This window comes from uncultured Psychroserpens sp. (assembly GCF_947503375.1).
Taxonomy (GTDB): domain Bacteria; phylum Bacteroidota; class Bacteroidia; order Flavobacteriales; family Flavobacteriaceae; genus Psychroserpens.
The window spans coordinates 23,597-49,919 of record NZ_CANNDQ010000011.1; the positions used below are offsets into that span (position 1 = coordinate 23,597).

The 26,323-nt window shown below is 32.4% G+C and carries 24 protein-coding genes and 1 other RNA gene; 13 read left to right on the forward strand and 12 right to left on the reverse strand.

What is annotated here, in order from left to right:
* Positions 1-14 precede the first annotated feature (14 nt).
* On the forward strand, positions 15-815 hold the full coding sequence (locus Q0876_RS14785) for a polysaccharide biosynthesis/export family protein (RefSeq protein ID WP_299229354.1): 801 nt from the start codon (positions 15-17) through the stop codon (positions 813-815).
* Positions 816-829: 14 nt separating this feature from the next.
* A complete protein-coding gene (locus Q0876_RS14790; protein ID WP_299229356.1) occupies positions 830-3,172 on the forward strand; it encodes a polysaccharide biosynthesis tyrosine autokinase in 2,343 nt (780 codons plus the stop codon).
* Positions 3,173-3,220: 48 nt separating this feature from the next.
* Here Q0876_RS14790 and Q0876_RS14795 read toward each other — a convergent pair whose 3' ends face one another.
* Entirely contained in the window at positions 3,221-4,393 is a 1,173-nt protein-coding gene (locus tag Q0876_RS14795; RefSeq protein ID WP_299229359.1) for a proline dehydrogenase family protein, read from the reverse strand.
* A 93-nt stretch (positions 4,394-4,486) separates the two neighbouring features.
* Between Q0876_RS14795 and aroB the strand changes: the two genes are divergently transcribed.
* Together aroB and Q0876_RS14805 are read left to right on the forward strand one after the other, a co-directional pair.
* Positions 4,487-5,575: a 3-dehydroquinate synthase gene (aroB, locus tag Q0876_RS14800; protein ID WP_299229362.1), complete on the forward strand. Its 1,089-nt coding sequence runs from the start codon at positions 4,487-4,489 to the stop codon at positions 5,573-5,575.
* Between the two features lie 111 nt (positions 5,576-5,686).
* Entirely contained in the window at positions 5,687-6,172 is a 486-nt protein-coding gene (locus tag Q0876_RS14805; protein WP_299229365.1) for a nuclear transport factor 2 family protein, read from the forward strand.
* 276 nt (positions 6,173-6,448) lie between these two features.
* Here the strand turns inward: Q0876_RS14805 and Q0876_RS14810 are convergent, their stop codons facing one another.
* Genes Q0876_RS14810 through Q0876_RS14835 form a run of 6 tightly spaced genes read right to left on the reverse strand, consistent with a single transcriptional unit; the run spans position 6,449 to position 11,640 of the window.
* Entirely contained in the window at positions 6,449-6,997 is a 549-nt protein-coding gene (locus tag Q0876_RS14810; RefSeq protein ID WP_299229368.1) for a 1-acyl-sn-glycerol-3-phosphate acyltransferase, read from the reverse strand.
* A gap of 1 nt (position 6,998) precedes the next feature.
* On the reverse strand, positions 6,999-8,060 hold the full coding sequence (locus Q0876_RS14815; protein WP_299229371.1) for an iron-containing alcohol dehydrogenase family protein: 1,062 nt from the start codon (positions 8,058-8,060) through the stop codon (positions 6,999-7,001).
* Positions 8,061-8,116: 56 nt separating this feature from the next.
* Complete coding sequence (locus tag Q0876_RS14820) at positions 8,117-8,821, reverse strand: HAD family hydrolase (protein WP_299229374.1); 705 nt, start codon at positions 8,819-8,821, stop codon at positions 8,117-8,119.
* A complete protein-coding gene (kdsB, locus tag Q0876_RS14825) occupies positions 8,822-9,550 on the reverse strand; it encodes a 3-deoxy-manno-octulosonate cytidylyltransferase (protein ID WP_299229377.1) in 729 nt (242 codons plus the stop codon). It lies immediately after the preceding gene.
* 47 nt (positions 9,551-9,597) lie between these two features.
* The gene (locus tag Q0876_RS14830) at positions 9,598-10,164 is read right to left on the reverse strand and encodes a DUF4126 domain-containing protein (protein ID WP_299229421.1); all 567 of its coding nucleotides are present in this window, start codon (positions 10,162-10,164) and stop codon (positions 9,598-9,600) included.
* 48 nt (positions 10,165-10,212) lie between these two features.
* Positions 10,213-11,640 (reverse strand): ATP-binding domain-containing protein, encoded by a 1,428-nt coding sequence (locus Q0876_RS14835; protein ID WP_299229380.1) that lies wholly within the window; start codon positions 11,638-11,640, stop codon positions 10,213-10,215.
* Positions 11,641-11,837: 197 nt separating this feature from the next.
* Between Q0876_RS14835 and Q0876_RS14840 the strand changes: the two genes are divergently transcribed.
* The 4 genes from Q0876_RS14840 to Q0876_RS14855 all read left to right on the forward strand — a co-directional run bounded on the left by Q0876_RS14840 (position 11,838) and on the right by Q0876_RS14855 (position 14,858).
* Entirely contained in the window at positions 11,838-12,575 is a 738-nt protein-coding gene (locus tag Q0876_RS14840; RefSeq protein ID WP_299229383.1) for a hypothetical protein, read from the forward strand.
* 2 nt (positions 12,576-12,577) lie between these two features.
* Positions 12,578-13,387 (forward strand): DUF3822 family protein, encoded by an 810-nt coding sequence (locus Q0876_RS14845; RefSeq protein WP_299229386.1) that lies wholly within the window; start codon positions 12,578-12,580, stop codon positions 13,385-13,387.
* A complete protein-coding gene (gene rsmD, locus Q0876_RS14850) occupies positions 13,387-13,926 on the forward strand; it encodes a 16S rRNA (guanine(966)-N(2))-methyltransferase RsmD (protein ID WP_299229388.1) in 540 nt (179 codons plus the stop codon). The genes Q0876_RS14845 and rsmD overlap by 1 nt, the downstream gene beginning before the upstream one ends.
* A 167-nt stretch (positions 13,927-14,093) precedes the next feature.
* Positions 14,094-14,858, forward strand: a complete 765-nt coding sequence (locus tag Q0876_RS14855; protein WP_299229391.1) for a hypothetical protein — start codon at positions 14,094-14,096, stop codon at positions 14,856-14,858.
* A gap of 48 nt (positions 14,859-14,906) precedes the next feature.
* On the opposite strand, the gene rnpB is transcribed toward Q0876_RS14855, so the two are convergent.
* An RNA gene (gene rnpB, locus Q0876_RS14860) (RNase P RNA component class A) lies at positions 14,907-15,232 on the reverse strand.
* A 103-nt stretch (positions 15,233-15,335) separates the two neighbouring features.
* Here rnpB and dnaX point away from each other — a divergent pair.
* The 3 genes from dnaX to Q0876_RS14875 are packed head-to-tail and all read left to right on the forward strand — an operon-like array spanning position 15,336 to position 18,241.
* Positions 15,336-17,048, forward strand: a complete 1,713-nt coding sequence (dnaX, locus tag Q0876_RS14865) for a DNA polymerase III subunit gamma/tau (protein ID WP_299229394.1) — start codon at positions 15,336-15,338, stop codon at positions 17,046-17,048.
* 48 nt (positions 17,049-17,096) lie between these two features.
* Complete coding sequence (locus tag Q0876_RS14870) at positions 17,097-17,657, forward strand: hypothetical protein (protein WP_299229397.1); 561 nt, start codon at positions 17,097-17,099, stop codon at positions 17,655-17,657.
* Between the two features lie 2 nt (positions 17,658-17,659).
* On the forward strand, positions 17,660-18,241 hold the full coding sequence (locus tag Q0876_RS14875) for a tRNA-(ms[2]io[6]A)-hydroxylase (RefSeq protein WP_299229400.1): 582 nt from the start codon (positions 17,660-17,662) through the stop codon (positions 18,239-18,241).
* Positions 18,242-18,325: 84 nt separating this feature from the next.
* Here Q0876_RS14875 and Q0876_RS14880 read toward each other — a convergent pair whose 3' ends face one another.
* The 4 genes from Q0876_RS14880 to Q0876_RS14895 all read right to left on the reverse strand — a co-directional run bounded on the left by Q0876_RS14880 (position 18,326) and on the right by Q0876_RS14895 (position 22,482).
* Entirely contained in the window at positions 18,326-18,856 is a 531-nt protein-coding gene (locus tag Q0876_RS14880) for a porin family protein (protein WP_299229402.1), read from the reverse strand.
* 174 nt (positions 18,857-19,030) lie between these two features.
* Entirely contained in the window at positions 19,031-19,936 is a 906-nt protein-coding gene (locus Q0876_RS14885) for a Ppx/GppA phosphatase family protein (RefSeq protein WP_299229405.1), read from the reverse strand.
* Between the two features lie 3 nt (positions 19,937-19,939).
* On the reverse strand, positions 19,940-21,997 hold the full coding sequence (gene ppk1 / locus Q0876_RS14890) for a polyphosphate kinase 1 (protein WP_299229408.1): 2,058 nt from the start codon (positions 21,995-21,997) through the stop codon (positions 19,940-19,942).
* Positions 21,997-22,482: a histidine phosphatase family protein gene (locus tag Q0876_RS14895; RefSeq protein WP_299229411.1), complete on the reverse strand. Its 486-nt coding sequence runs from the start codon at positions 22,480-22,482 to the stop codon at positions 21,997-21,999. The genes ppk1 and Q0876_RS14895 overlap by 1 nt, the downstream gene beginning before the upstream one ends.
* 379 nt (positions 22,483-22,861) lie before the next feature.
* Here Q0876_RS14895 and Q0876_RS14900 point away from each other — a divergent pair, with 379 nt between their 5' ends.
* Both Q0876_RS14900 and Q0876_RS14905 read left to right on the forward strand, forming a co-directional pair.
* Complete coding sequence (locus tag Q0876_RS14900) at positions 22,862-23,380, forward strand: hypothetical protein (RefSeq protein WP_299229414.1); 519 nt, start codon at positions 22,862-22,864, stop codon at positions 23,378-23,380.
* Positions 23,381-23,425: 45 nt separating this feature from the next.
* Positions 23,426-26,323, forward strand: a 2,898-nt coding sequence (locus tag Q0876_RS14905) for a VWA domain-containing protein (protein WP_299229418.1), incomplete at its 3' end; no start/stop codon positions are given.

Below are 26,323 nucleotides of genomic sequence, written 5' to 3' on the forward strand. Positions count from 1 at the left end.
TAAACTATAAAACAATGCGTAAAATCTTCAATCAAAAAATTGCTACTCAACTTTTAGCTGTTCTTATACTAATTATAGTATCATCATGTGGTTCAAGAAAGGATATTGTATACTTTCAAGACGAAGCACTTACTGAAGAAAGTGAACTAAGCAACGAATTTGAGCTTAGCTATAAACCTAATGATATATTAACTATTGATGTCTCAGCGTTAGATCCAGAAACCGTTAGACCATTTAATTTATCTGCAGTTTCCTACGCTAATAATGATGCTAATAATGGACTTAATGCGAATGGAAATATATTGAGACAAACCTATTTGGTTGATCCTAGTGGTAATATCGAATTCCCCGTACTAGGAACTCTAAAAATTGGCGGACTCACAAGAGCTGAAGTCACAGACATGCTTAAAGACAAATTAAGAGAATATGTTTCAAATCCTATTGTAAACATTAGACTCATTAATTTTACGGTTACTGTGCTTGGCGAGGTCAACAGACCTGGCGCTTATACCATTCAAGATGAGCGAATTTCGCTATCTGAAGCAATAGGTTTAGCTGGTGATTTAACCATATATGGTAAGCGCGATAATGTGTTTTTAGTTCGTGAAGTCGATGGAAAGAAAAAATATGCAAAATTTGATTTAACTTCAATAAATGTCGTTAATTCACCCGTATATTATTTGTCTCAAAACGATGTTATATATGTTGAGCCAAATAAAGCTAGAATTCGTCAATCATCTTACACACAAAACAATGGTCTTATAATATCTGCTGTAGCTACTTTGGCTACTATTGCAGCTATTTTAATAAAATAATTGAATAGTTTCTTATGAATACTAATAAAATCCAATACGAATTGCGAGATAAGGTAGATTTATTTGTCTCAAAATGGAAATTCATTTTGTTTTGCCTAATCCTTGCCATAGGTATCGCGTTCTTATATTTAAGATATGCTAACTATCAATATCAAGCCACAGCATCTATTAAGATTAACGAAGAAAGAAAGTCCTCTCAACGTTTACCTGAATTATCGGCATTACAAGATTATGGGATGTTCTCTACAGATTTCAGTAATGTGACCGATGAAATTGAAATTATTCGTTCTAGAACTCTCGTAAAACAAGTTGTTGAAGACCTTAAACTCAATATTAAATATTTTGTTAGAGGAAAGATCAAAGAGCAGGAAGTGTACACTAACCCTCCAGTTATATTGAATTTCTTCGAAAACGATTCTGTTATTAACACAATTGACACGACTTTATATATTCAAATTAAAACACCAACAAAGTTTACACTGTCAAATGAAGAAGGCAATGATTTTTTTGATATAGAAAGTGCCAATGCTAAAGAGCATGCGTTTGGAGACAGGATCAGAACTGGTTTTGGTGATTTTGTAATCACTCCAAATATTGGTCAATATGCTTCTGAACCTGGTAGCAATATAAAGATTGAAATGTCGAATATTAAAAACACAATACAAGAATATCAAGCAAAGCTGAAAACTTCTACCAATAAAGGCTCAAGTATCATTACAATAAGCTTAAAAGAAAGCTTAAAAGATAAAGCAGAAATGATTCTGGACAAGCTGATTGAAAAATACAATCAGGACGTAATCGATGATAAAGAAAAAATTGTAAAAGCGACATCAGACTTTATCAATAATCGATTAGATGTTGTGTCAAACGAGCTTGAACAAGTTGATTTTACTGCTGAGACCTTACAAAAAAATGAAAGGTTAACAGCTTTATCTTCTCAAGCAGATATTTTCCTACAAAGTGAAAAGGAAAATGAAGTCAAACTAATTAATACTACCAACCAAATTCAGTTGATTGATTATATGAAAGATCGTATCAATGATGAAACTGCAGAAAACGACTTATTGCCTGCTGATGTTGGTATTGCAGATAATTCAGTAGCTCAAATTACAAAAAGTCATAATGAGTTGGTATTGCAGCGTGATAGAATACTAAAAAGCTCTACTGAAAAGAACCCAGTTGTTATTAACTTAAATGATCAAATTAGAGCTTTAAAACAGAATTTGAATCAAAGCTTAGACAACATCCAATCAGCCAACAGGATAACATTAAACACACTTAACCGTGAAGATGCAAGAATTAGTGCTCAAATTTATTCTGCGCCTGGAAAAGCAAGACAGTTTAGAGATGTGAAGCGTCAACAAGACATTAAAGAATCTTTGTATTTATATTTATTACAAAAACGAGAGGAAACTGCTATTGCTCAAGGCATGTCTTCGCCAAATGCAAAAATTGTAGATGCAGCGTTTTCTATGTCTCAGCCTGTAGCTCCAAAAAAGAATATGGTATATCTGGCCGCAGTGTTACTTGGCTTATTGGCTCCTGTAAGTTTCATTTATGCAAAAGATATTTTAAACACTAAGATTAAAACAAAACAAGAGCTATTAAAAGTACTTGATATTCCATTTTTAGGTGATATTCCAAAGTCTGAAAGAAAGAAGAAAGTTGTACAAAAAGTAGACTACTCACCAAAAGCTGAAGCATTTAGAATTGTACGATCTAATATTGATTTTATGCTTCAAGATGGTACAAAAAAGTGTAGAACACTATATGTCACTTCAACTACAGCTCAAGAAGGAAAATCTCATACTTCTACCAACTTAGCGAGTTCATTTTCATTTTCAGAAAAAAGAGTACTACTTATAGAAACAGATATTAGAGTGCCAAGAGTAAATGACTATTTAAAAATAAAAGCAGATAAAGGTTTAACAGATTACATTTCTGATAAATCATTAAGTATAAGTGATGTTACGGTAAAAATGGAAGACAACGAATTTTTACACGTAATCCCTTCTGGCACTATTCCTCCTAATCCAGCAGAATTATTGATGAGTGATCGTGTGGGTGAGTTATTTGATATTGCTAAAAAAAGTTACGATTACATTATTGTAGATACAGCTGCTGTTGGTTTAGTTACTGATACCTTACTAATTAGTGATCATGCAGATATGTTTATTTATGTTGTAAGTGCAAACAACATAGATAAACGACAATTGCATATTGCAAAAACGTTGCATGATGAAAATCGACTTCCAAATATGGCAACTTTACTCAATGGTACTACAAAACGAAAAGGTTATGGCTATGGCTATGGTAATAATCCGCAACGAAAAAAGAAAAGGTTCGGATTTATATAGATCAAATAAAACGTCACATTAGTCATTGATTGATGTGGCTTTTTTAAATTATAGCTTTCTACGTGCTTTTTCTTGTTTCAACAAGTTTAATTCTCTACTGGTTTGTCCAGCAACAGATGTGTTTTCTTCAGCGCGTCTTATCAAATATGGCATAACGTCTTTAACTGGACCAAAAGGAACATATTTAGCCACATTATACCCTTGTTCTGCCAAGTTAAAACTAATATGATCACTCATGCCATATAATTGACCAAACCAAACATTATTGTCTGTTTTAACAATACCAAGATTTTGCATTATATCCATTGCTAAATAGCAACTCTCTTCATTGTGTGTTCCAATAAATAAAGAGATGGTATCAAGATGATTTAGCATATAGGTCATACAATTATTAAAATTATCATCTGTAGCCTGCTTATTTTCGCATATTGGTGATTTATAACCTTTTTCATCAGCGCGATCACGTTCTTTTTCCATATATGCACCTCTAACAATTTTAAATCCTACTTTAAAACTTGCTGCTTTAGCACGCTCATGAATGCCTTTTAAATAGTCAAACCTATCCCAACGATAGGTCTGAAGTGTATTATATACGATAGGTTTATCAGTGTTATACTTTTGCATCATATCTTCGCAAAGTTCATCAGCAGCGTCTTGCATCCAACTCTCTTCAGCATCTATTAAGACTTCTACATCTTTTTCTTTTGCAAGCTTACAAACATCATCAAATCGCGCCACTACCCTATTCCACTCCTCTTGCTCATCTGACGTAAATAGTTTTCCTTCGCCTTTTTTCTGATATAAGTAAAATCTCCCGAATCCAGTTGGTTTAAAAACAACAATTGGCATTGCTTCCTTTTCATCTGCAAATTGTACAATTTTCAATATTTTATCTCTTGCTTCATCAAATGTAGATTCTTCTTCTTTTCCTTCAACAGAATAATCCAAAACAGAACTTACGCCTTTACCATACATTTTGTCTATCACTGGCAAACAATCGTCTTCATTTATACCGCCGCAAAAATGATCAAATACTGTTGAGCGAATCAAACCCTCAACAGGTAAATTTGCCTTTAGCGCAAAATTTGTGGCAGCTGTACCAATCCTTACTAATGGTTGATGAGATATCATTTTAAACAAGAAGTAAGCACGTTCTAGCTGAGCATCATTTTTAAGAGCAAAAGCAACTTCAGTATTATCGAAAAGAGTTTTTGTATTCATTTGTAAAAATATATAGCAAAAATAATTATTCAGTAGCTATTATTTTACTAAAAACCGCTAATTTTCCACTTTCTTAATTAGACCTCAACTGGTATGAATTCTATAGATACTGAAACATATAAAGTTCACTTCAATGCTAAAGCTTATGAAGAATTGAATTTATATATCAACAATTATGATTTTTCAAAGATTTTTATTCTTGTTGATACCAATACACATAAATACTGTTTGCCAAAATTGATGTCTCACTTAGAGACACCAATTTCTATTGAGATAATTGAGATAAATGCTGGTGAACACTTTAAAACCATTGATACATGTGTTGGTGTTTGGAACGTATTATCTGAACTTGGCGCAGATCGTAAGAGTTTGCTTTTAAATTTAGGAGGAGGTGTTGTTACAGATCTTGGCGGATTTGTTGCAAGTACTTTTAAAAGAGGTATCAAATACATCAATATTCCTACTTCTCTACTGGCTATGGTTGATGCTTCAGTTGGCGGAAAAACTGGCGTAGATTTAGGCGTTTTGAAAAATCAGATTGGTGTTATTAACTCAGGTGATATTGTGTTGGTAGACACATCCTATCTGGATTCGCTTCCACAAAATCACTTAAAGTCTGGTCTAGCAGAAATGTTGAAACATGGACTTATAAAAGATAGAGCTTATTTCGAAACGTTAACGCAATTATCAAACTTAACACTTAATGATCTAGACAATCTCATTCATGAGTCTATACGTATTAAGAAGCACATTGTTACCGAAGATCCAACTGAAAATGGCATTCGTAAACATCTCAATTTTGGACATACTCTAGGTCATGCAATAGAGTCTTATTTTTTAGAATCTGAAGAAAAAAAAGAGTTGCTACATGGTGAAGCTATTGCTATAGGCATGGTTTTAGAATGTTATCTCTCATCTGAACTATTAGATTTCCCAAAAGACGATCTAAACTTTATTACTGATGCAATACATTCAATTTATAAATCAGTAGATTTCAATGAAATGGATTACAAGCCTATAATAGAGCTTTTGAAATATGATAAAAAGAACGAACATGGCAACGTAAACTTTGTATTATTGAAAACTATTGGTCAGCCAAAAATTGATTGTTTGGTGCCTAACGATTTAATTATAGATGCTTTCAATTTCTATAATGAAAAAACAAACAGAACAAATTCTTAATGTTTTAAGCACATTTGGTCACTTAAATTTTAAGTTTGCAATCATAATAAATACATAAGGTTAAACTTCAAGAAAAGATTATGTAACTTTAAAAAGTAAACATTTAGCCTTATGAAAAACGTCATTGAAACTTTTTACGAAGCATTTAATAATCTCGATGCTGAAACTATGGTTTCGTGTTATCATGATGATATCATCTTTGAAGATCCTGCATTTGGTACTTTACATGGCGAGCGTGCTAAAAATATGTGGCGCATGTTATGTGAATCTCAAAAAGGGAAAGATTTTAAAATTGAATACTCTAACATTACGATATCTGCAACCGAAGGAAGTGCTTCTTGGGAGGCATTTTATACGTTTAGTAAAACGGGAAGGAAAGTTCATAACAGTATTGAAGCACATTTTGAGTTAAAAAATGATAAAATTATTAGGCATGTAGATAAATTCAATCTACACAAATGGTCAAAACAAGCCTTAGGTCTGAAAGGTTTTGTATTAGGAAAAACGATTTATTTTAGAAATAAACTAAAAACACAAACCAATAGATTACTAGATAAGTTTGAATTAAGCCGAAAAAATAAAGCTACCTCAAACTAATGAGCTAGCTTTTATTTATAAATATAACTGTTTCTTTTTAGGGACGTTATCGTTTACTTTATGTTTCAGTTATAATTATACTTTTAAGAAACCAAACTCCATGCCATAATATAACTTTTTAATGCCTTTTAGATAAATGCATCAAACACTCGACAAATGAACTTGTTGTACTTGTATATCCCTTTTTAGTAAGAAACTAGATAGATCATTGTACTGAATTTATTGTAATTGCTAAACGCTAGAATGGAAATAAATTTAATTGTCTAAAAGTGTAAGTCAAGAATATTCAGGTTTTTTACCTATTACACCTTTATAAAACGCTTTCATAGTCTTAAAATCAGCTTCAACATCATCAGTTGGAAAAAACGGCTCTGAAACCCTGTTTTGTTTGTTTTTAAAATCTAGCGTAAACATAATTATTGGGACATTGGCTTCTTTAGCTATGTAATAAAATCCTGTTTTCCAAGTATCAACTTTTTTTCTTGTGCCTTCTGGTGCTAATGCGAGTCTAAACTCTTCTTTTTCTTTGAATAATGAAGCTATAGCCTGTACTTTATTTTGTCCTGAGGTTCTATCTAATGCCGCGCCTCCAACAGCTTTAAAATACCAGCCGAAAGGCCATTTAAACAGTTCTTTTTTTGCTACAAAGTTAGTTTTGACACCAGTGATCTTTCTGAGTAATATTGCAATATAAAAATCATGCCAACTGGTGTGAGGCAATGCAATGATGACAGCTTTTTTTATGGTATCTTTAGAAAAATTAGTATTTCCGGTGATTTTCCAACCCAATAGTTTAAAGTAAATAAATTTGGCAAGCCATCGCATACTACATTTTTTGATATAATGCTTTAAGTTTGTCTCTAGTAATGACTTGCTTCCAATTTTTACCAATGGCATTTTCCCAAAGTGGTTCTAATCCTAAAGCTACATCAATCATAATATTAAACTCATCATCATCTAAGTTTGAACAAATACCTTGAGGCAATTTGATATGATGTTTCTTCTTCATTTGTTTGAAGAGTTTTACACCATCTGGATAAAACTCTTCTAAATGGTCAAACACAATACAGTTACCAATACCATGTTTGGTACCAAGAAGATAAGATAATCCATAGCTCATAGCATGTGCCACACCAACTTGTGAGTAAGCAATACTCATACCACCATGCCAAGACGCCATCATAAGCTTATCTTGAGCATCTTCGATTGAAAGGTTATCATCAATGAAAATTTCGCGACAAAGCTCGTAAGCTTTCTCGCCATAACTTTTACTAAACGCATTTAAAAAAGTACCATTCAAAGACTCTATACAATGGATGTAACAATCCATTCCTGTATAAAACCACTGATCTTTTGGAACGTCTTTAGTTAATTCTGGATCAAGAATGACTTGATCAAAAGGGGTATAATCTGAATTAATGCCTAATTTTTTTTCTGGACCAGTTAGTACAGTAGTTCTAGACACCTCAGCTCCTGTTCCAGATATGGTAGGAATTCCTACATGATATATTGCTGGCGTTTTAACCAAATCCCAGCCTTGATAATTTTTAGCTTCACCTTCATTGGTTAATAATATTGATACTGCTTTTGCAAGGTCTAAAATAGTTCCGCCACCAATACCAATAATACCTGAAGGTCGATCTTTATGCGTCAATATGATTTGCTCAACAAGCTCATCTACTTGAGAGGTTTTTGGTTCTTCATCTGCAGAGATATATAGTAGTTGATCGTTATACGAAATAGGTATTCTAGAAGTAAGCCAAGAATTACCCTTAAATACCTCATCAACCAAAAAAATAAATGGTGCTTTGGCGTTTAATCGTTTAGGCGCAATAATATCTCCTAATTGATTAAAACTACCACGTCCAAAAACAACTCTGGAGACCATTGGATAATTTTTATAGCTCATTATTTTTTTATCTTAAATAAAGCAATGCTTCAATTTTAGTTCATAATTTGAATTACATCAAGCAAACTATGTACTGTCTTATAACTTTTATTTTTTGTTTCATTATCACTAACCTGCTCATGTAACCATGTCGTATGAAAAGGAATGTGAATTGCTTTAGCTTTTATATTAACTAAAGGTAAAATATCAGATTTCAATGAATTACCTATCATCAAAAATTCTGACGGTCGTATATCTAAATGATTCAATAACTTTGAATAATTAGCTTCTTGTTTATCACTAAGTACCTCAATATGATGAAAATAATCTGTTAGACCAGATTTATCAAGTTTTCGTTCTTGATCTAATAGATCTCCTTTTGTAACTAATATCAACCTATAATTATTTGACAAGGTTTTTAGCGTTTCTTCAACTCCATCAAGTAATTCCACAGGCTTATTCAACATGTTTTTTCCAATGTTCAAAATAGCATTTATTGTTGAATTTGATACATCATTATTAGATATTTCTAATGCCATTTCTACCATAGACAAAACAAACCCTTTCACCCCATAACCATAAAGCGAAAGATTTTTCATCTCCATTTTGAATAACTCTTGGTCTATTTTATTTGCGGTTTCATAATTGGCCATTAGTTTGGCGAACTCTAACTCTGCTTCTCTGAAATAAGTTTCATTGATCCACAATGTGTCATCAGCATCAAAACCTATTACCTTTATGTCTGTATATTCGTTACTCAATTATTTCCAAAGTTTTTTTGCGCGTTCTAAGTCTTCTGGTGTATCTATCTCTACACCTTCTACAGTGGTTTCAACCATTTTAATTCGCTTTCCATACTCTAGATATCTAATGCATTCTATCTTTTCTGTAGCTTCTATAAATTGCATTGGCAAGTTGTAAAAATCTAACAAAGCTTGTTTTCTAAAAGCATATATTCCTTTGTGCTTAAAGTAACGAGCACCTACTTGTTTGTCTCTAGGATAAGGAATTGGGCTTCTAGAAAAGTAAAGTGCAAAATTGTTTTGATCTACAATAACTTTTACTGTGTTAGGATTATTGATTTCATCCCAATCATTAATTTCTACCATTAAAGATGCCAAATCAATCTTTTTATTAGGGTCACTTTTAAATGCGCTTAGCACTTTTTCCAAACTTTCTCGCTCTGTGAAAGGTTCATCGCCTTGAACATTTACGACAATATCTACATCTATATCCTTAACTGCTTCAGCAATACGATCACTTCCAGATTGATGATCCTTTTTACTCATAATAGCCTTTCCTCCATTTGAAGTAATCTCGTCGAAAATGATTTCACTATCAGTGACTACAAAAACATCGTCGAATAAATCTGTAGCTACAGTGGCTTCATACGTTCTGAGTATTACAGATTTACCAGCCAAGTTTTGCATGAGCTTACCAGGAAATCGCGATGCACTATATCGTGCAGGAATCATTGAAATTATTTTCATCGTTGGTTGAAAGAATTCATTTCAAAAATAAAACTTTTGTATGAATATTAAGGTTGAGTTGGTTTAATCTTTTTATAAAATCTAAAAATGATGTATAAAATAATCAAAACAAATATAAAGGCGATCAATGGGATGAATATTGAAAGTATAGACATAACAACCGAAGTTCCTGTCTCAACTGTAGAAACGATTGGATTTGTAATACCTCCTGTAGTCGTTGTTGAAGCCAATCGTGTAACACCAGAACTACCAGCAACAGCTGCAGCTGTTCCTCCTCCAGCAATTATAGCTAAAGCCCATGTGATAACTGGACTTAAATCTGCTACTGTAGACACCATGACTGCTGTTCCAGCAATAGCTGCTAATGGGATGGCAATAGCATCTAATACATTATCTACATAAGGAATATAATATGCAAATATTTCAACTATTGTAGCAACGCCTAATGTAATTACTGCTGTTAGACTACCTATCCATTGCCAAGATTCATTAAGTTCCCATATATTAAAATACGATGCTAAACTCAAAGTAAAAAGAGGTACAAAAACCCTAAACCCAACTGAAGCAGCAAGTCCTATTCCTAAAAAAATACTAATTATGGTTTCTGTATTTATTTCCATTTTTATAAATTCTTCAAAGTGCTATTAATTTATCTATTGTCATCATGTCTCTTCAAAAAAATCGTCTTTAAAACCTATAAGGTACAATTTTTCTTTCGCTCTAGTAACTGCTGTATATAGCCATCGCAAGTAATCGCGATCCATTCCGTTTGGTAAATAAGGCTGTTCAATGAAAATTGTATGCCATTGTCCTCCTTGCGATTTATGACATGTAATCGCATATGAAAACTTTACTTGTAACGCATTAAAATGTCTATTCCCTTTTATTTTAAGGAATTTTCTATAATTGGAAACTTCATCTTCGTAATCTTTTTGAACTTCTTGATATAGCCTATTACTTTCTTCATAAGGCAATGATGGTGTTTCAGCTTCAATAGTATTTAACAATAATACCGTTTCAAATGGTCGCATTCTTGGATAATCAACCATTTTTACTTTTACTTCAGCAAAGCGAAAACCATACAACTCACTAATAGAAAAAATTTCTAGAACTTGAATAATATCGCCATTAGCAATAAAACCAGCTTCAGTTGTAGGCTTAATCCAGAAATAGTTATTCTTCACAACCATTAAGAAATCACCAACAGTAAGCTCGTTATCATTGAAAAGAATCCTATTTCTTATCTGCTGATTGTATAAGTTTGCACGTTTATTACTTCTTACAATAATAGCTGTTTCCTCATGACCATTTTTACTGTAGGCTTCATTTATTGCATCCATTATTTCATGTCCATCTATTAATCTAATGATATCTGCAAAACTATTGACGTTAAATTTGAATGATTCATAAAATTGGTTTTCGAGAAACTCTCTTAACCTAGTTGCATTTTCTAAAATTCCAGAATCGTGTTCTTGTCTTACCACTTCATCCAACTCAATGCTTATTACTTCTTTGTTGTAATTCATTGAAAGTGTTTGCTTGTTCAGTGCAGGACTTAAATCTGATTTCACAGGTGGCAATTGTGCTTTGTCACCTATAAGTAAAAGTTTGCATTTATGGCCAGAGTAAACATATTGCATTAGGTCATCTAACAAGGAACCATTTTCGAACAGTTTTGAATCTGCAGGAATGTCTGGTATCATAGAGGCTTCATCAACAATAAAGATCGTGTTTCTATGCTTATTGGGTTGCAGCACAAATTTAACACCTCCGCCTTTGTCCTTCTTTGGAAAATATATTTTTTTATGAATGGTAAATGCTTCTTTTTTTGAGTAATTAGAAATCACTTTTGCAGCTCTACCTGTTGGTGCCATTAAGATTGCACTTTTCTTAGTCTCCCACAAATTTGACACTAGAGTGCCAATAATACTTGTTTTTCCTGTTCCTGCAAACCCCTTTAATAAATAGAGTTCATTTGAAGAATCACTGTATACAAATTGTGATAATTGATCTAAGACAATTAATTGCTTTGAAGTGGCTTTGAAAGGGAATTTATCTTTTAATAGTTTAAAAAAATCTGATGGTGTCATCTAGGTGATTTGTTTAGAGTGCAAGGTAAATTAAATATTAACAGACCAAAATGATTTGTAAGAATAAAGTTTTTTGAAACTATTTTTATATCTTTCACTTTTAATAGTTTTTTGTTTGCAATGGTTTTAGTGAACAAAAAAAATTTGTAGATTTGCGTAATACCTTTACTAAAAATAACTAATAAAATAAACTAACTATGTTAACAGCAATTATTACAGTTGTAGGCTTAATTCTTCTTACGATTGGTATCGTGTGGTTGATTGATAAATTCGTACCTAAAAAATTAAAGCCTTTTCTTAATCTTTTACTTTGGGCTCTTATTATATTTTTAGGGTATTTAACATTTATGTCTGTTTATGGAGAAATTAAATTTAATCAGCTAAAAGAAAAAAGATATGCTGTAGTGATTAAAAGCCTTGAAGACATTAGAGATGCGCAATTAGCACATAGAACAGTAACAGGAAAGTTTACAGATGACTTCGATAAGTTAATTACTTTTGTTGATACTGCTAAGTTCACGATCACACAACGAAGAGACTCTACCGTTATTGATGAAGAACTTACAAGACGTTTTGGTGGTGTTGAAACGACTAAAGACATCGTAATTATTGACACATTAGGTTTTGTGCCTGTAAAAGACTCGCTCTTTGGCGCAGACACACGTTATAAGAACATGATGGACGTACCTGTTGGTAAAGAAGGTGCTAAATTCCAACTTAAAGCTGGTAGATTGGCTGAAGATAATATAGCCGTATTCGAAGCTTCGGTTGACAAAGAAATTATTTTACACGACCAAGAAAAGAACCTTGTAAATAAAGAAAAACAAGTTGTCTCTGTTGACGGTGTTAATGGTCCTACAATAAAAGTAGGCTCAATGGAAGATGTGACCACCAAAGGGAATTGGCCACAAAGTTATTCTAAAAAAGAAAAATAAGTTTGAAACCAAATAGTATTAAAGACTTGTCCATTCAAATTAGTTTGAGTGGACTTTCTTTTTGCATTCTAAACCGCTCAACAAATACAGTTGAGTTATTGCATCATATTGAGTTTGATGTTAAAGTGACTCCTTTTGAAGTTTTAAATCAATTAAGGACCATAATTGAAACTAACACAGACTATCAGCAACAATTTGATTCTGTTTTAAGCATTTACAAGAATGAACTTTCAACACTTGTTCCAGAATCTTTATTTGACGAAGCTTTCTTAGCAGACTATTTAAAATTCAATGCCAAAATATTGAAAACGGATTATATCAGTTATGATACCATTGTTGCAAACCAGTGTAAAAATGTATATGTGCCTCTTGTGAATATTAACAATTATTTATTCGAAAATTATGGAAGTTTTGTCTACAAACATGCTTCTACAATTTTAATCGAGACCGTTTTACAATATGCTGTAAAACATGAAGCTACTCAGGTTTATATCAATGTGAATGCTTCAGATTATGAGATGTTGGTCGCAAACTCATCAAAACTTATTTTTTACAACACTTTTGATTACAATACTAAAGAAGATTTTATATACTACATTCTTTTTACTTTAGAACAACTTAAACTTAACCCTGAGACTGTAAAGATTCATTTTTCTGGAAGTATTTCAGAAGAAAGTGATCTGTTCAAAATTGTATATAAATACGTTCGCTTTGTTGATATATTAGTCGTAAACTACGATTATCTGTTTGCTCCAAATCAAAACCCAAAAGCATTACATAACAACTTCATTCTTTTAAATAGTTTCAGTTAATGCGCATTATTTCAGGACAATATAAAGGCAGACGAATTACAGCACCTAAAAAATTACCAGTTAGGCCAACAACAGATATGGCTAAAGAATCTTTATTTAATATACTTAACAACCAATACTATTTTGATGAATTATCTGTATTAGATCTTTTTGCAGGTACAGGCAACATAAGTTATGAATTTGCTTCGAGAGGTACAGAATACATCACAGCTGTTGATGAAAATTTTGGATGCATAAAATTTATAAATGAAACTGCAGATACTTTTAATATGAATATCACTACAGTAAAAAGTGATGTCTTTAAATTTTTAGAGAAAATAAAGCAAAAGTACACCATTATTTTCGCTGACCCTCCATATGATTTTACTTTAGAATCATTTTCTAAAATTCCTCAACTTGTATTTAAAAGCAATCTTTTAGAAGAAAATGGGTTATTAATTGTTGAGCATTCCAAACATACTAATTTATCAGAAGTAGAGCACTACTCTCACTCTAAAAGTTACGGAGGAAACACATTTAGCTTCTTTACTTTTTTGTAAGGCTTTTCTTTTTTTACTCATTTTTTTTTATTAAATTCATTGCCTCTCCACGACAACCCCTTATTTATTATTGAAACGTTGTCCTCATTTCATTACTACTTATTTTAGATGGTTTGTGTATGCATAAACAACAAATTATATAATTAATTAATTTAAAACCAACCATTATGAAATCAGTGAAACAACTATTTGTACTACTTTTTGTAGTTACTCTAACTTTTAATCTTACCTACGCACAAGATGATCAACCAAAAATGTTTATTGTGCATACAGATAACGTCAATTTCGACATGATGCAACAGTACGAAGAAATGTCGCAAAAAATGAAAGCGATGTTTGTAAAACACAATGTGCAAGACATGAGTTGGACTACAGTTTCAATTGAAGACGGTCGCTATGTACACGTATCACCTATTGAAAACATGGCAGATTTAGACAAAAATCCAATGGCAGCTGTTTTTGAAAAAGAAGGCGATGAAGTTCAAAAAATGTTTGAAAAAATGGATGAATGCTACGACTCGCATAGCAATAGCATTGTGCATTACGTATCAGACTTATCGTATAACCCAGAAGGGTATTCAACTAAAGACATGAATGATCGCGAATACCATTTTTTATATTACTCTCCTAAAAATGGAAAAGCAATCCAAGAAGCAATGAAAAAGGTAAAAGCACTATTTACTGAAAAAGGTGTAAAAAATGGTTATTCTGTGTTTCACAGCGGTTTTGGAAGCGAAGAAAGCTATTATATGGTATCTGTAGCTGGTAAAGATGCTGTTCATATTGCTATGACTGGGAAAGAAAACGACGAAGCTCTAGGTGATGAGAGAAAAGCAGTCTTCTTTAATCTTATTCAACTAACTTCTAGATATGATCAAGTTAATGGACAGATACGCCCAGATTTAAGTTACTATCCAAAAACTGAAGAATAAACGACTAAACCTTTAAAAAAAACCATCTTTTTAAAAAGATGGTTTTTTTATTTAAGCAAATCTATAAGCCGAATTCTGTATGCGTTTCCAGAATTAAATTCGAGAAAAACACCCTTATCATTTATCTACGTTTACTGTTACCAGCAAACTTTAGCTGCCTACCCTCTAACATCGTGCGTGCACACTCAATCGTTAGTATACATGACATTGCACCACATAGAGTTTACCTGATTTCACTACAGCATAACCTGTACTTGCTTTCTGTTGCACTTTTCCTCACCTTTCGGTGGATGGCTGTTAACCACTATGATTGCACTATGGTGTTCGGACTTTCCTCCATTTGCAAAACAAACAGCGATAAGGCAATTTACTTAATCACAAAAGTACAATTAATTGTTAATAACTCGTATCAAATATGATACCTATAATTCCTATTTTTATAGTGTTTTTTTAACTTTGTTATTCTAAGTTTTTTCAATGAAACATTTCATCGTATCGGCACGTAAATATAGACCGCAAACCTTTAAGGATGTTGTTGGTCAACAAGCCATTACCAATACGTTATTGAATGCTATTGAAAATGATCATTTAGCTCAAGCATTATTATTTACTGGACCAAGAGGTGTTGGAAAAACAACTTGCGCACGTATTTTGGCTAAGATGATAAATAGAGATGGTACAGAAACTGAAGATGAAGATTTTGCTTTTAACATCTTTGAGTTAGATGCCGCTTCTAACAACTCTGTTGACGACATTAGAAGTCTTACTGATCAAGTTCGTATTCCACCACAGGTAGGTAAATATAAAGTCTATATTATTGATGAGGTGCATATGCTTTCTCAGGCTGCTTTTAATGCATTTTTAAAAACTTTAGAAGAGCCGCCTAAGCATTGTATTTTTATCTTGGCAACTACAGAAAAGCATAAGATTATTCCAACAATATTATCACGTTGTCAAATTTTTGATTTTAAACGTATCACAGTAAAAGATGCTAAAGAATATTTAAAATTTATTGCTGAAGCACAAGGAGTTAACGCTGAAGACGATGCATTACATATTATTGCTCAAAAAGCGGATGGTGCTATGCGAGACGCACTGTCAATTTTTGACCGAGTGGTTAGCTTTTCTGGAAAAGAATTAACACGGCAAGCAGTTACAGAGAACCTAAATGTCTTAGATTATGAAACGTACTTCACAAGTACTGATTTAATTCTTGATAATAAAATTCCCGAATTACTCCTTCAATTTAATGAGACACTCTCAAAAGGATTTGATGGCCATCACTATATCGCTGGTTTAGCATCGCATTTTAGAGACCTTCTGGTATGTCAAAACGAAAAGACCATTGCATTACTTGAAGTTGGTGAAGATACCAAAGCAAAGTACTTAGCACAAGCTAAGAAATCACCTCATGATTTTTTAATAAAAGGAATTGCATTAGCTAACGACTGTGACCTTAAATACAAGAATAGTAAAAACCAACGCTTACTTGTTGAGCTTTGCTTGATGCAATTAGCCTCTATCACTTTTGATGGAGAAAAAAAAAATAGCAAGCACTACATAATTCCTGCAGCTTATTTTAAATCTAAAGGTGTTACCCCTATTCCTGTAGAGGTTCCAAATAAAGAGGTTAAAACCGAGAAGAAAGTAGAAGAAGTAGAAGTTACTAAACCTGCTATGTCTTCTTTATCAAAAGAACAACTTGCAAAAATTGATATTAAAAAAGATCAAAGAACTTCAGGGTTGTCTCTAAAAAGCATAAAGGCAAAAAAGGAGCATCAAATACGTCAAATGGAAGTCGTAATTGATACTGAAGACCTACCAAGAGAAGATGTTAATCAAGATGATTTTTTAGTGGCGTGGAACGCTTACATTAATCAACTTCATAAAAAAGGGGAGAAAATCATGGCTTCTATATTAGAAATGGGAATTCCAAAGCTGTATGAGGTTAATATTCAACTTGAATTTCCAAATGAGACACTTAAATTAGAACTTGAAAGGGCTCAATATCCATTAATGGAATACTTACGTAAAACGCTGAAAAATTTCGATTTAAAACTAGATATCAGTGTGAATGAAGAGATTGCAAAAAAATACACTTTTACCTCTATTGAGAAATATGAAAAACTCAAAGAGAAAAATAAAAATATCGAGCTTCTAAAGCAAACATTTGGTCTAGATATTAACTAAGCATAAGCAGTGTTCAACTTTTACCAAAAGTTTGATTATTTTTACTTCATGAAAAAAACAGTCCTCTTTTTTTTATTTGTTACACTTGTATTGACGAGTTGTATTAAAACTCAGAAAAGCAATGAGTTAAAAAAAAGACCTATTTCAGAATACAAATATGCTTTCTCTCAAATTGCATTGGCTAATTACTTTCCTGAAACACATATAGAAGTTAGAACTGATTCTATAATTTCAAATACGTTCAAAGTACATATAAAAAACTATTCAATTAAAGATGAATATATAACTGTAACTAAAAGCAACTCAAATAATAAAATAAAATTACTATACCATCGAGTTTTTGAATCTGAGATTAGCGTTGCTGTTGCTTCAAAAGATATTTTTAAAACGGCTATTAGTGCTCAAGAATTTAAAGACCCATTGCAAAAAACATTTTGGGATAAAGCAACTTTACAGCATGTTTGGGTAAACCAAGAAGTATCTAACAATAAGTATTTAAACATAGGCATCTCATTTATAAATGTAGAAAATAATGCCTATAAACTTTATGAATTAACCTTAGATCCCAAAGGTGAACAACATTTAATTTTAATAGAAGAACACAGTTAATTATGTTAGGTTTAAAATTGCCAACAGATCCACGTTGGGTGAATATTGTAGAAAAGAATATTGAAGAGATTCTAACAGATCATGCGTATTGTGAACAAAAAGCAGCAAGCACAGCCATATCACTAATTGTAAGTTTTCCTGAATATACTGATTTGGTGCAAGAAATGATCGCTTTGGTTAAAGAGGAGATCAGTCACTTTAAAATGGTTCATGATAAACTATTAGCCAATGGTTGGATTTTAGGTAGAGATCGAAAAGATGATTATGTCATTCAGCTTTTAAAATTCTTTCCTAAAGGCGGAAGCAGAACCACGCAACTTGTACACAGACTCTTATATGCTGCTTTAATTGAAGCTAGAAGTTGTGAACGTTTTAGACTACTCTCTGAAGAATTAGAAGATAGAGATCTCGCAGAATTTTATAGAAAATTAATGGTAAGTGAAGCCAACCACTATACTATGTTTTTAGGTTTTGCTAGACAATATGGTGATCGCAAAGAAGTCGATAAAAAGTGGCAAGAGCTTCTTGATTACGAAGCAAGTATTATGAAAGACTTAGGCAAACATGAAACGATTCATGGTTAATTTTTTAAGTTATGTACGCTATTAAACAAAAGTAGCCTCAGTAAAAAACTAAGGCTTCTAATAATATTTAACGTTTCTTATATCTTATATCTTTATGCCGAAACCAAATTGAAATGTAGTGCTTTGCGCTTCTACATCTGTAAGGTCTTCGTCTAAAATATTGCTTAATCCATAATGCACTCTGGCATCAATAAAAAGTTCATCAGTTAACATATACTCAACACCACCAACACCTGAATAGGTAAAGGTTGAAAAACCGTCACGATTTTTCCATGTTTTTAAACTCACCATTGGACCAACTCCAACTGTAAACTTATCTCCAAAAGACAAACGTGCCATAATTGGTAACTGAATATAATCAGCTTTTAACGTTTCTCCTTTTCCGCCTTCAGCAGAATATTGCAATTCTGTTAAAATGGAAAAAGTGTCACTAATCCCGAAATCAACAAAGCCTCCAAAGGCAATACTGTTTCTGTGCTTGTTTTCAAAATCAGCATCAGGATCAAAATCTAGATTAGAGATATTAAAGCCACCTCTAACTCCATAGCTTGTACCTTGCGAAAAGGTAATTGTAGTAATACTAACAAATAATAACGTAAGTATAAGTGATTTCATTTTTAGAATGTTTAGTTATTAACTGTCTCAATTATTGTAATTGAGCATTTTCAAAATGATGCTAAATTAAAATGAAGTAGCATAGATTTGAGATGACTAATATATAATGAAAAAAGAAATTAAATCATAAATATTGGACGTGTCGTAAAAAAATGAGGTTGAATAACTTAATTATTAAAGGCTTACACTTGAAACCGTTTTATAATAAACACTTTTAATGATACCGTCTGAAAGCCCAATTTTTGGCACATAAATATCCTTTGCGCCACTCCATTTCATTGCAGAAAGATAAATTCTAGTTGCGGGAATAATTACATCTGCCCTGTCTTGATTAAGATCCAACTCTGTAATACGCTCTTCGTATGAATAGCTTTGCAACTTGTTATAGTATGAAGTCAAATAAAAATAGGTTAATGGTTTACCTAAGGCTTTGCCAGAGATTTTGAATATTTTATTAATGTTTCCTCCAGAACCAATCAAATCTAACTTATCATAACCTTTTGTGTTTGCTTTAATCCACATTTCTAATTCAGACCAAGTTTCTTTTTTTACCATATCATTTAGTAATCTAACAGTACCAATCTTAAAAGATCTTGAAGTCACAGTTTCGCCATGATGTATTATTGAAAACTCTGTACTACCACCACCCACATCAACATACAAATAAGTCTTATCTTCATTAATATACGAGTGCAAATCTGTAGCTGCAATAATAGCAGCTTCCTCTTCACCATCAATGATATCTATAGCTATATTGGCTTTTTTTGAAATGAGTCTTGTTATTTCTTTTCCATTATCAGCTTCACGCATAGCTGAAGTGGCACATGCTTTATAGGCAACTACTTTATGAGACTTCATAAGTAACCTAAATGCGATCATGGTATCTAACATGCGTTGCTTGTTTTCAGGAGAAATTTCATTGGTCAGAAACACATCTGCTCCTAAACGAATTGGCACCCTAACCAATGAGCTCTTCTTAAACATCGCTGGTCGCCCTTTTTGTTCTATAATATTTGAAATTAATAACCGAACTGCATTAGATCCTATATCTATAGCAGCGTATTTTTTTATGGATAGCATGTATTATGTATTCTTCAATTTATTTTTAAAATAGTCGTAAAGTGCAAATTGAGCTCTTACTTTGGGCTTATCATTTTTTCGATAAGTGTTGCTTTGTGTTTCATCTATCAATCTGGCCTTTACATTATCTCTCCAACAAATATCAAAAATATCTAGCAACTCCTGCTTTATATCATCTTGATATATTGGACAACTTACTTCTACTCTATTTTCTATATTTCTGGTCATCCAATCTGCAGAAGATATATATACTTTAGTGTCATTGTTATTACAAAACACGTAAAGTCTTGTGTGCTCTAGGAACTTATCAATGATACTGATTACTTCTATATTTTCACTCATGCCTTGAATACCTGGGATTAAACAACAGATACCTCTTACTATCATTTGAATTCTTACACCAGCTCTACTTGCTTCGTATAACTTGTCAATCATATTATAGCTAGAAATACTATTCAGTTTTAGCTTTATATAGGCAGGTTTACCTTGTTTTGCATTATCAATTTCAGTATCAATTAAAGCAAATAATTTCGATTTTGTATAATGTGGTGATGTGATGATATGCTTATATCTGTATATAAGGTAATTGGTTTGAAAAAAGTTAAATACCTTATTGACATCTTTTAGAATTTTAGAGTTAGATGTGAATAAGGTAAAATCTGTATATACTTTAGCTGTAGATTCGTTAAAGTTACCTGTGCTTATAAACCCGTAACGAATTAGTTTTTCATTTTCTTCCCTTTCTATCACACACATTTTACTGTGTACTTTTAACCCTTCAACTCCAAAAAGTAAGTTAACACCTTCAGCTTGCATCTGTTCAGCATAATCTATATTTGCTTGCTCATCAAATCGTGCTCTTAATTCAATAACTACAGTAACTTTTTTTCCATTTTTAGCAGCATTAATAAGAGAGCTAGCCACATGAGATATTTGAGCTAATCTATAAATAGTAATCTTTATAGTTTTTACTTGAGGATCAAGTGCGGCTTCTCTCAAAAATTTAACTACATATGAAAATGTTTGATATGGTGTATGTAAAAGATAGTCTCTTTGAGAAATGGTGGAAAAAATACTGTTTTCTAGACTAAGACCTTTAATTTGCAAAGGTTGAATTTTATCGTACAATAAATCCATTCTTCCCAAACTTGGGAAGTCCATGTAATCTCTTCTATTGTGATAGCGTCCACCAGGAATAACACTATCTTTAGAGTCTATACCCATTTTCGACATTAAATACTCTAGAGTATCTTCATCAATAGTTTTATCATATACAAATCTAACAGGCTCACCTACTTGTCTATGCTTTACACTATCAGAAATTTTTTCAATAAAACTTTTACTTAAATCACTATCAAAATCTAATTCACCATCTCTAGTAATCTTAATCATATTAGCAGAGATGCTTTCATAATTAAAGATGTTGAAGATATCATTCAAACAATAGCGCAATAAATCATCTAGAATAATAATGTAATTTTCATCTCCTTGCTTTGGTAATACTACAAAACGATCTATCGCTTTTGGAATTTCTATCAAGGCATATTGTTTTTCAGAATCATTTAGCGTCATCTTAACTGCTAGATATGCAGCACTATCTTTAAGGTGTGGCAATTCTACAATATCACTAAGTACAATTGTTACCAGAGCCGGGCTTACATGTTGTATAAAATAATTTTTTATGAAGTCATGTTGAGATTCATCGATTTGATTTTCATTGATAATGTGTATCTTTTCACTTTCTAGTCTTTTGTGAATATTATTTAAAATCTCTAAGCTATAGCTTTGCTGCTTGATCACAACTTTAGTGATAATTTCTAATAGTTCACTTGCTTTAACGCCTCCCAATTGGTTTTTTCCTCCTTTACCAGCTTCATCAATTCGTTTTACTGTAGCATATCGAACTTTAAAAAACTCATCTAAATTATTTGAAAAAATCCCTAAGAACCTGAGTCTTTCAATTAAAGGAACTGTTTCATCTTCAGCTTCTTGCAAAACTCTTTCATTAAATTGGAGCCAGCTCAATTCTCTGTTTATATAGTTGTTTTTGTTTTTTACCATTATTTTAAATCTCTAGGGAAAATTGTAAATTCTGTCATACCATTATTAATATCTCTCCACTTATCGTCATCAAAATTTATAACTACCAATCCACATGTAGGTAGATTGTCAATATATTTGTCTCCAAATATATTGCAAATTGATGTGAATGCATGATTATGACCAAAAATCATAACCTTTTCATAACTATCATCTAAATGTTTAAGAAAATTAATCACATTTTGACCTGAGAAATCATATAATTCATCCTCAATAAATAAGGGGATTTCTCGAAAATTGACATTATTAATGAAAATTTTACAAGTGCTTAACGCCCTATTTGCTGGACTTGAAAAAATAATATCAGGCAAAATTGACCTGTTTTTAAATGCCAATGAAACTAGTTCAGCATCTCTAAAACCTCTCTTTTTCAAAGGTCTTTCGCGATCATCAACATTATATTTCCATGAAGATTTTGCGTGTCTTATAAGTATCAGTTTTTTCATAATCATTCGATGAAGTGTAATATTTTATCGATAAAATGTTGCATAATTCCGTTTTAACGATTATTTTCGTCCCTTTAACATTTATTTTTGTTAAACGTTTTGGTTATCAGTTGCTTTGTTTCTGATTAGTATCAAATAATAATATAATTAATGACCCCAAATCAAAAATATATTAATAAATCCATTTTCGCATTGGTAATCAATGCACTTCCCTCTCATTTAATTATTTACGGTTTCAAACATGTTAAATGTATTAACATGTAACGCTTATTTAAAATAGTCTTTAGATGTAAATCTGCTTGTACTATTATACATAGGTATAAAATTGATAAAAATAATATAGTTAATCTATTAATTAAGAATTTAAATTGAAATGACCATGAAATTAATATCTGTTTTAATTACGGTATGCCTATTTGCTATGTCTTCTAACTTAGACAATAAGGTAAATAATTTTAACGATTGTAGTGCGCAACTAATAGTTGAGAAAGACAGAAGCTTTAAATCTGCTGATGAAGATGGTGCTCAATTCATTCTTGTGCTTACTAATACTTCTAGAGATACTAAAACGTTTTATTTATCTGCTAGAAATCTTACAGCGCCTTGTAATAATAACAACACGCAATATCATAGAAGAGCTGCTTCAGGTAATAGTAACCTAAATGTTTCATTTCAAGGTTATGATTTAAGTAGAAATAGAATAAATACTACACCTTCAAATGAAGTACAATTAAGAAGTGGAGAATCATACAAATTCATAGTTAATGCAACTGTTCCAAATGGTACACCATTTAATACATGGAGTTGTATTGAGGTTGAAGCTAAGTCTGAAGATTGTGGATCAAAATCTGAAACTACAATATTAAGTGTTTATGTACCTGACCCATCAGAAGGTTAATAGGTGTTTGTTAAAAGATAAAAAATAGGTTTAAAGATAAACTCGATGAGAAATAAATTACAATTTCAAAAAAGAAATGATAAAAGTATAGCTAAGTTTATATTTACTTTATCATTTCTATTTTCTATAACTACATTATTTGCACAAGATGAAGTTGTTGTAAATAAGTATATAGTGGAAAACTCAACCGTTTGTACTCAATTTGATGTTACTTTGGAGATTATAGGTAATCCTCCTGCAAGACCACAAGAAGTAGTATTAATTATTGACCGATCAGGAAGTATGGATGATGGCCCTGTGCCAGAACCTATTGATTATGCACAAGATGCAGCAATTGCGTTTGTGAATAATTTCTTTCTACCAGCAAACAACCCAACTGGAAGAAATAAAGTTGCTGTCGTGAGTTTTAGTAGTTCTGCAACCCTAGATATAGGTTTAACTGATAGTTCAGGTCAAGCCAATATTATCAATACAATTAACAGTATAACTACTGGAGGATATACTAATACTGAAGCTGGCATACAAGCAGCTGATAACGAATTAACTAATAACGGTACTTTTGATTGTGCCACCTATAGAAGTATAATTTTATTATCAGATGGTGTTGCAACCGATAGAACTGGTGGAGGAACATGTAGTTCTACTACAGCTAATACAGCTTGTCAAACTGAAGCCATAGCTGCTGGTGTTAATGCACAAACTACAGTGGTTAATGGTACACTATATGAGCAAAGTGTTTTTACTATTGGTCTTGTTGGTGCTATTAGTGGTACCGAAGAAACAATTGCACTTGCAACATTAAACGGAATTCAAAATTCTGGTGCTTTCTCAACTGAAAATAATGCAGATTTAACTAGTATCTATGATTCAATTTTAGGACAGCTTGTACCAGCAGCAAGCCAATTACCAGGGCAAGCTCTTGTTACAGATGTCATTGGTGATGGTTTTTCAATAGTCTCTGGAAGTATAAATCCTAGTAAAGGAACAACAACATATAGTGGTCAACTCCTATCATGGTTTGTGCCAGACGTATTTAATGAAACAATTACTGTAAATTATACCATAGTACCAGATGACCCAACAGTGTGTGGTCATCAAACACCTGGAAATACTGTTATTAATTATGAAAATTCAATGTGTCAAACAGCATTTATTCTGTTTGATAATCCTAGTTTTTGTGTTCCTTGTCCAGATATCACACCTGATATTTCTAGAGTTGGATGTACAAATTCTATAGAATATTCTGGCACTTTAGAACAAAATGGATGTACGTCATCTGGTGATACATTCTTCTGGGAGTTCTACTTAAACGGAAATCAAGTAGGCACTTCAAATACATTAAGCGGAACTTTTGATTATACAGGTGCTGCACCATTTGAAGGCAACTTCTCTGCTGAATTGACCTATACTGGAACATTCGGAGCTACGTGTACCACACCAAGTATTGAAGCGCAGATTGCGATAGTAATTCCTGAAAACCTTGAAGCTATGGCAGCAGTAACAAACGTGCTTTGTTATGGGGATTCAACAGGTGCTATTGACCTAACTGTAACTGGTGGAACACCACCTTATTCCTATGTATGGGATAGTGGAGAAACTACAGAAGATCTATCAGGTATTCCTGCAGGAAATTATTCAGTTACTATAACTGATGCATCTGGTTGTAATATTATTGTGAGTGATAGTGAAATTACTCAGCCAACAGAATTAACCGCAAGTGTAACATCGCAAACCAATGCGGATTGTTCTGGAAACTCTACTGGAGAACTTACAGTTGAAGCTTCTGGTGGAACACCGCCTTACACCTATTCAATAGATGGAGGAACAAATTACCAAGCAAATGGTACATTTTCAACCCTTTTACAAGGCACATATACTGTAGACATTCTTGATGATAATGGGTGTTCAACTAGTATAGTAGATATCATTATAGAAAATGAAGATTCTCAAAATCCCGAGATTACAGCTCCAGATAATTATACATTAGAAGGGTGTGATGTTTCAATTATTACAGATCTAGCCTATAGTGAATCGCCTATCACTATTTCATTAACTCAATTACAAAATGCTTTAGGTGGTAATGGTACTGCTTCTGATGCTGACGGAACAATAGATACAATAACATATTCAGACATAAGCTCTGGGACATGTACAACAATAGTTAATAGAACGTTTACTGTAACTGATGCATGTGGTAATACAGCATCAGATATACAAATTATTACAGTTCAAGATACAACAGCTCCAATAATAACTTTACCAAGTGATGCTACTATTGAATGTACTGAAAGTGTTGATCCATCAAACACTGGTACAGCTACTGCTGTAGATAATTGTGGAAATGTAACAACAGTAACATACAACGATGTAGTTACACCAGCAATTCCGACGCCTTGTCCAAATGAATACATTATTACAAGAACATGGACAGCTACTGATGATTGTGGTAATTCGGCTATGAGTACACAAACAATTACTGTTGAAGACACAACACCACCAACTCTAACTTTACCTAATGATGTAACCGTTGAATGTACAGAAAGTACAAATCCAGCAGATACAGGTAATGCAACTGCTACAGACAATTGCGGAAGTGTAATTATTTCTTTCTCTGATAGTTCTGCTGCTAGTTGTGGAAATACTGAAACAATTACAAGAACATGGACTGCTACTGATGATTGTGGAAACTCAGTCTCTGATACACAAACAATTACTGTTGAGGATACAACTCCTCCATCTATAACTTTACCTAGCAATGTAACTGTAGAATGTAATGAAAGTATAGATCCAGTAGATACTGGTAGTGCTATTGCTACAGATACTTGTGGTAATGTGACTATTACCTTTGTAGATAGCTCTACTCCTGGTTGTGGAAATACTGAAACAATTACAAGAACATGGACTGCTACTGATGATTGTGGTAATTCTGTCTCTGATACACAA

Coding starts and splice junctions, on each gene's coding strand:
- Q0876_RS14875 (WP_299229400.1), top strand. CDS start 17,660: ATGTTAGGTTTAAAATTGCCAACAGATCCACGTTGGGTGAATATTGTA.
- aroB (WP_299229362.1), top strand. CDS start 4,487: ATGAATTCTATAGATACTGAAACATATAAAGTTCACTTCAATGCTAAA.
- dnaX (WP_299229394.1), top strand. CDS start 15,336: ATGAAACATTTCATCGTATCGGCACGTAAATATAGACCGCAAACCTTT.
- Q0876_RS14840 (WP_299229383.1), top strand. CDS start 11,838: ATGTTAACAGCAATTATTACAGTTGTAGGCTTAATTCTTCTTACGATT.
- Q0876_RS14795 (WP_299229359.1), bottom strand. CDS start 4,393: ATGAATACAAAAACTCTTTTCGATAATACTGAAGTTGCTTTTGCTCTT.
- Q0876_RS14785 (WP_299229354.1), top strand. CDS start 15: ATGCGTAAAATCTTCAATCAAAAAATTGCTACTCAACTTTTAGCTGTT.
- Q0876_RS14810 (WP_299229368.1), bottom strand. CDS start 6,997: ATGCGATGGCTTGCCAAATTTATTTACTTTAAACTATTGGGTTGGAAA.
- kdsB (WP_299229377.1), bottom strand. CDS start 9,550: ATGAAAATAATTTCAATGATTCCTGCACGATATAGTGCATCGCGATTT.
- Q0876_RS14900 (WP_299229414.1), top strand. CDS start 22,862: ATGAAATTAATATCTGTTTTAATTACGGTATGCCTATTTGCTATGTCT.
- Q0876_RS14815 (WP_299229371.1), bottom strand. CDS start 8,060: ATGGTCTCCAGAGTTGTTTTTGGACGTGGTAGTTTTAATCAATTAGGA.
- Q0876_RS14870 (WP_299229397.1), top strand. CDS start 17,097: ATGAAAAAAACAGTCCTCTTTTTTTTATTTGTTACACTTGTATTGACG.
- Q0876_RS14885 (WP_299229405.1), bottom strand. CDS start 19,936: ATGCTATCCATAAAAAAATACGCTGCTATAGATATAGGATCTAATGCA.
- Q0876_RS14855 (WP_299229391.1), top strand. CDS start 14,094: ATGAAATCAGTGAAACAACTATTTGTACTACTTTTTGTAGTTACTCTA.
- Q0876_RS14880 (WP_299229402.1), bottom strand. CDS start 18,856: ATGAAATCACTTATACTTACGTTATTATTTGTTAGTATTACTACAATT.
- rsmD (WP_299229388.1), top strand. CDS start 13,387: ATGCGCATTATTTCAGGACAATATAAAGGCAGACGAATTACAGCACCT.
- Q0876_RS14805 (WP_299229365.1), top strand. CDS start 5,687: ATGAAAAACGTCATTGAAACTTTTTACGAAGCATTTAATAATCTCGAT.
- Q0876_RS14835 (WP_299229380.1), bottom strand. CDS start 11,640: ATGACACCATCAGATTTTTTTAAACTATTAAAAGATAAATTCCCTTTC.
- ppk1 (WP_299229408.1), bottom strand. CDS start 21,997: ATGGTAAAAAACAAAAACAACTATATAAACAGAGAATTGAGCTGGCTC.
- Q0876_RS14895 (WP_299229411.1), bottom strand. CDS start 22,482: ATGAAAAAACTGATACTTATAAGACACGCAAAATCTTCATGGAAATAT.
- Q0876_RS14790 (WP_299229356.1), top strand. CDS start 830: ATGAATACTAATAAAATCCAATACGAATTGCGAGATAAGGTAGATTTA.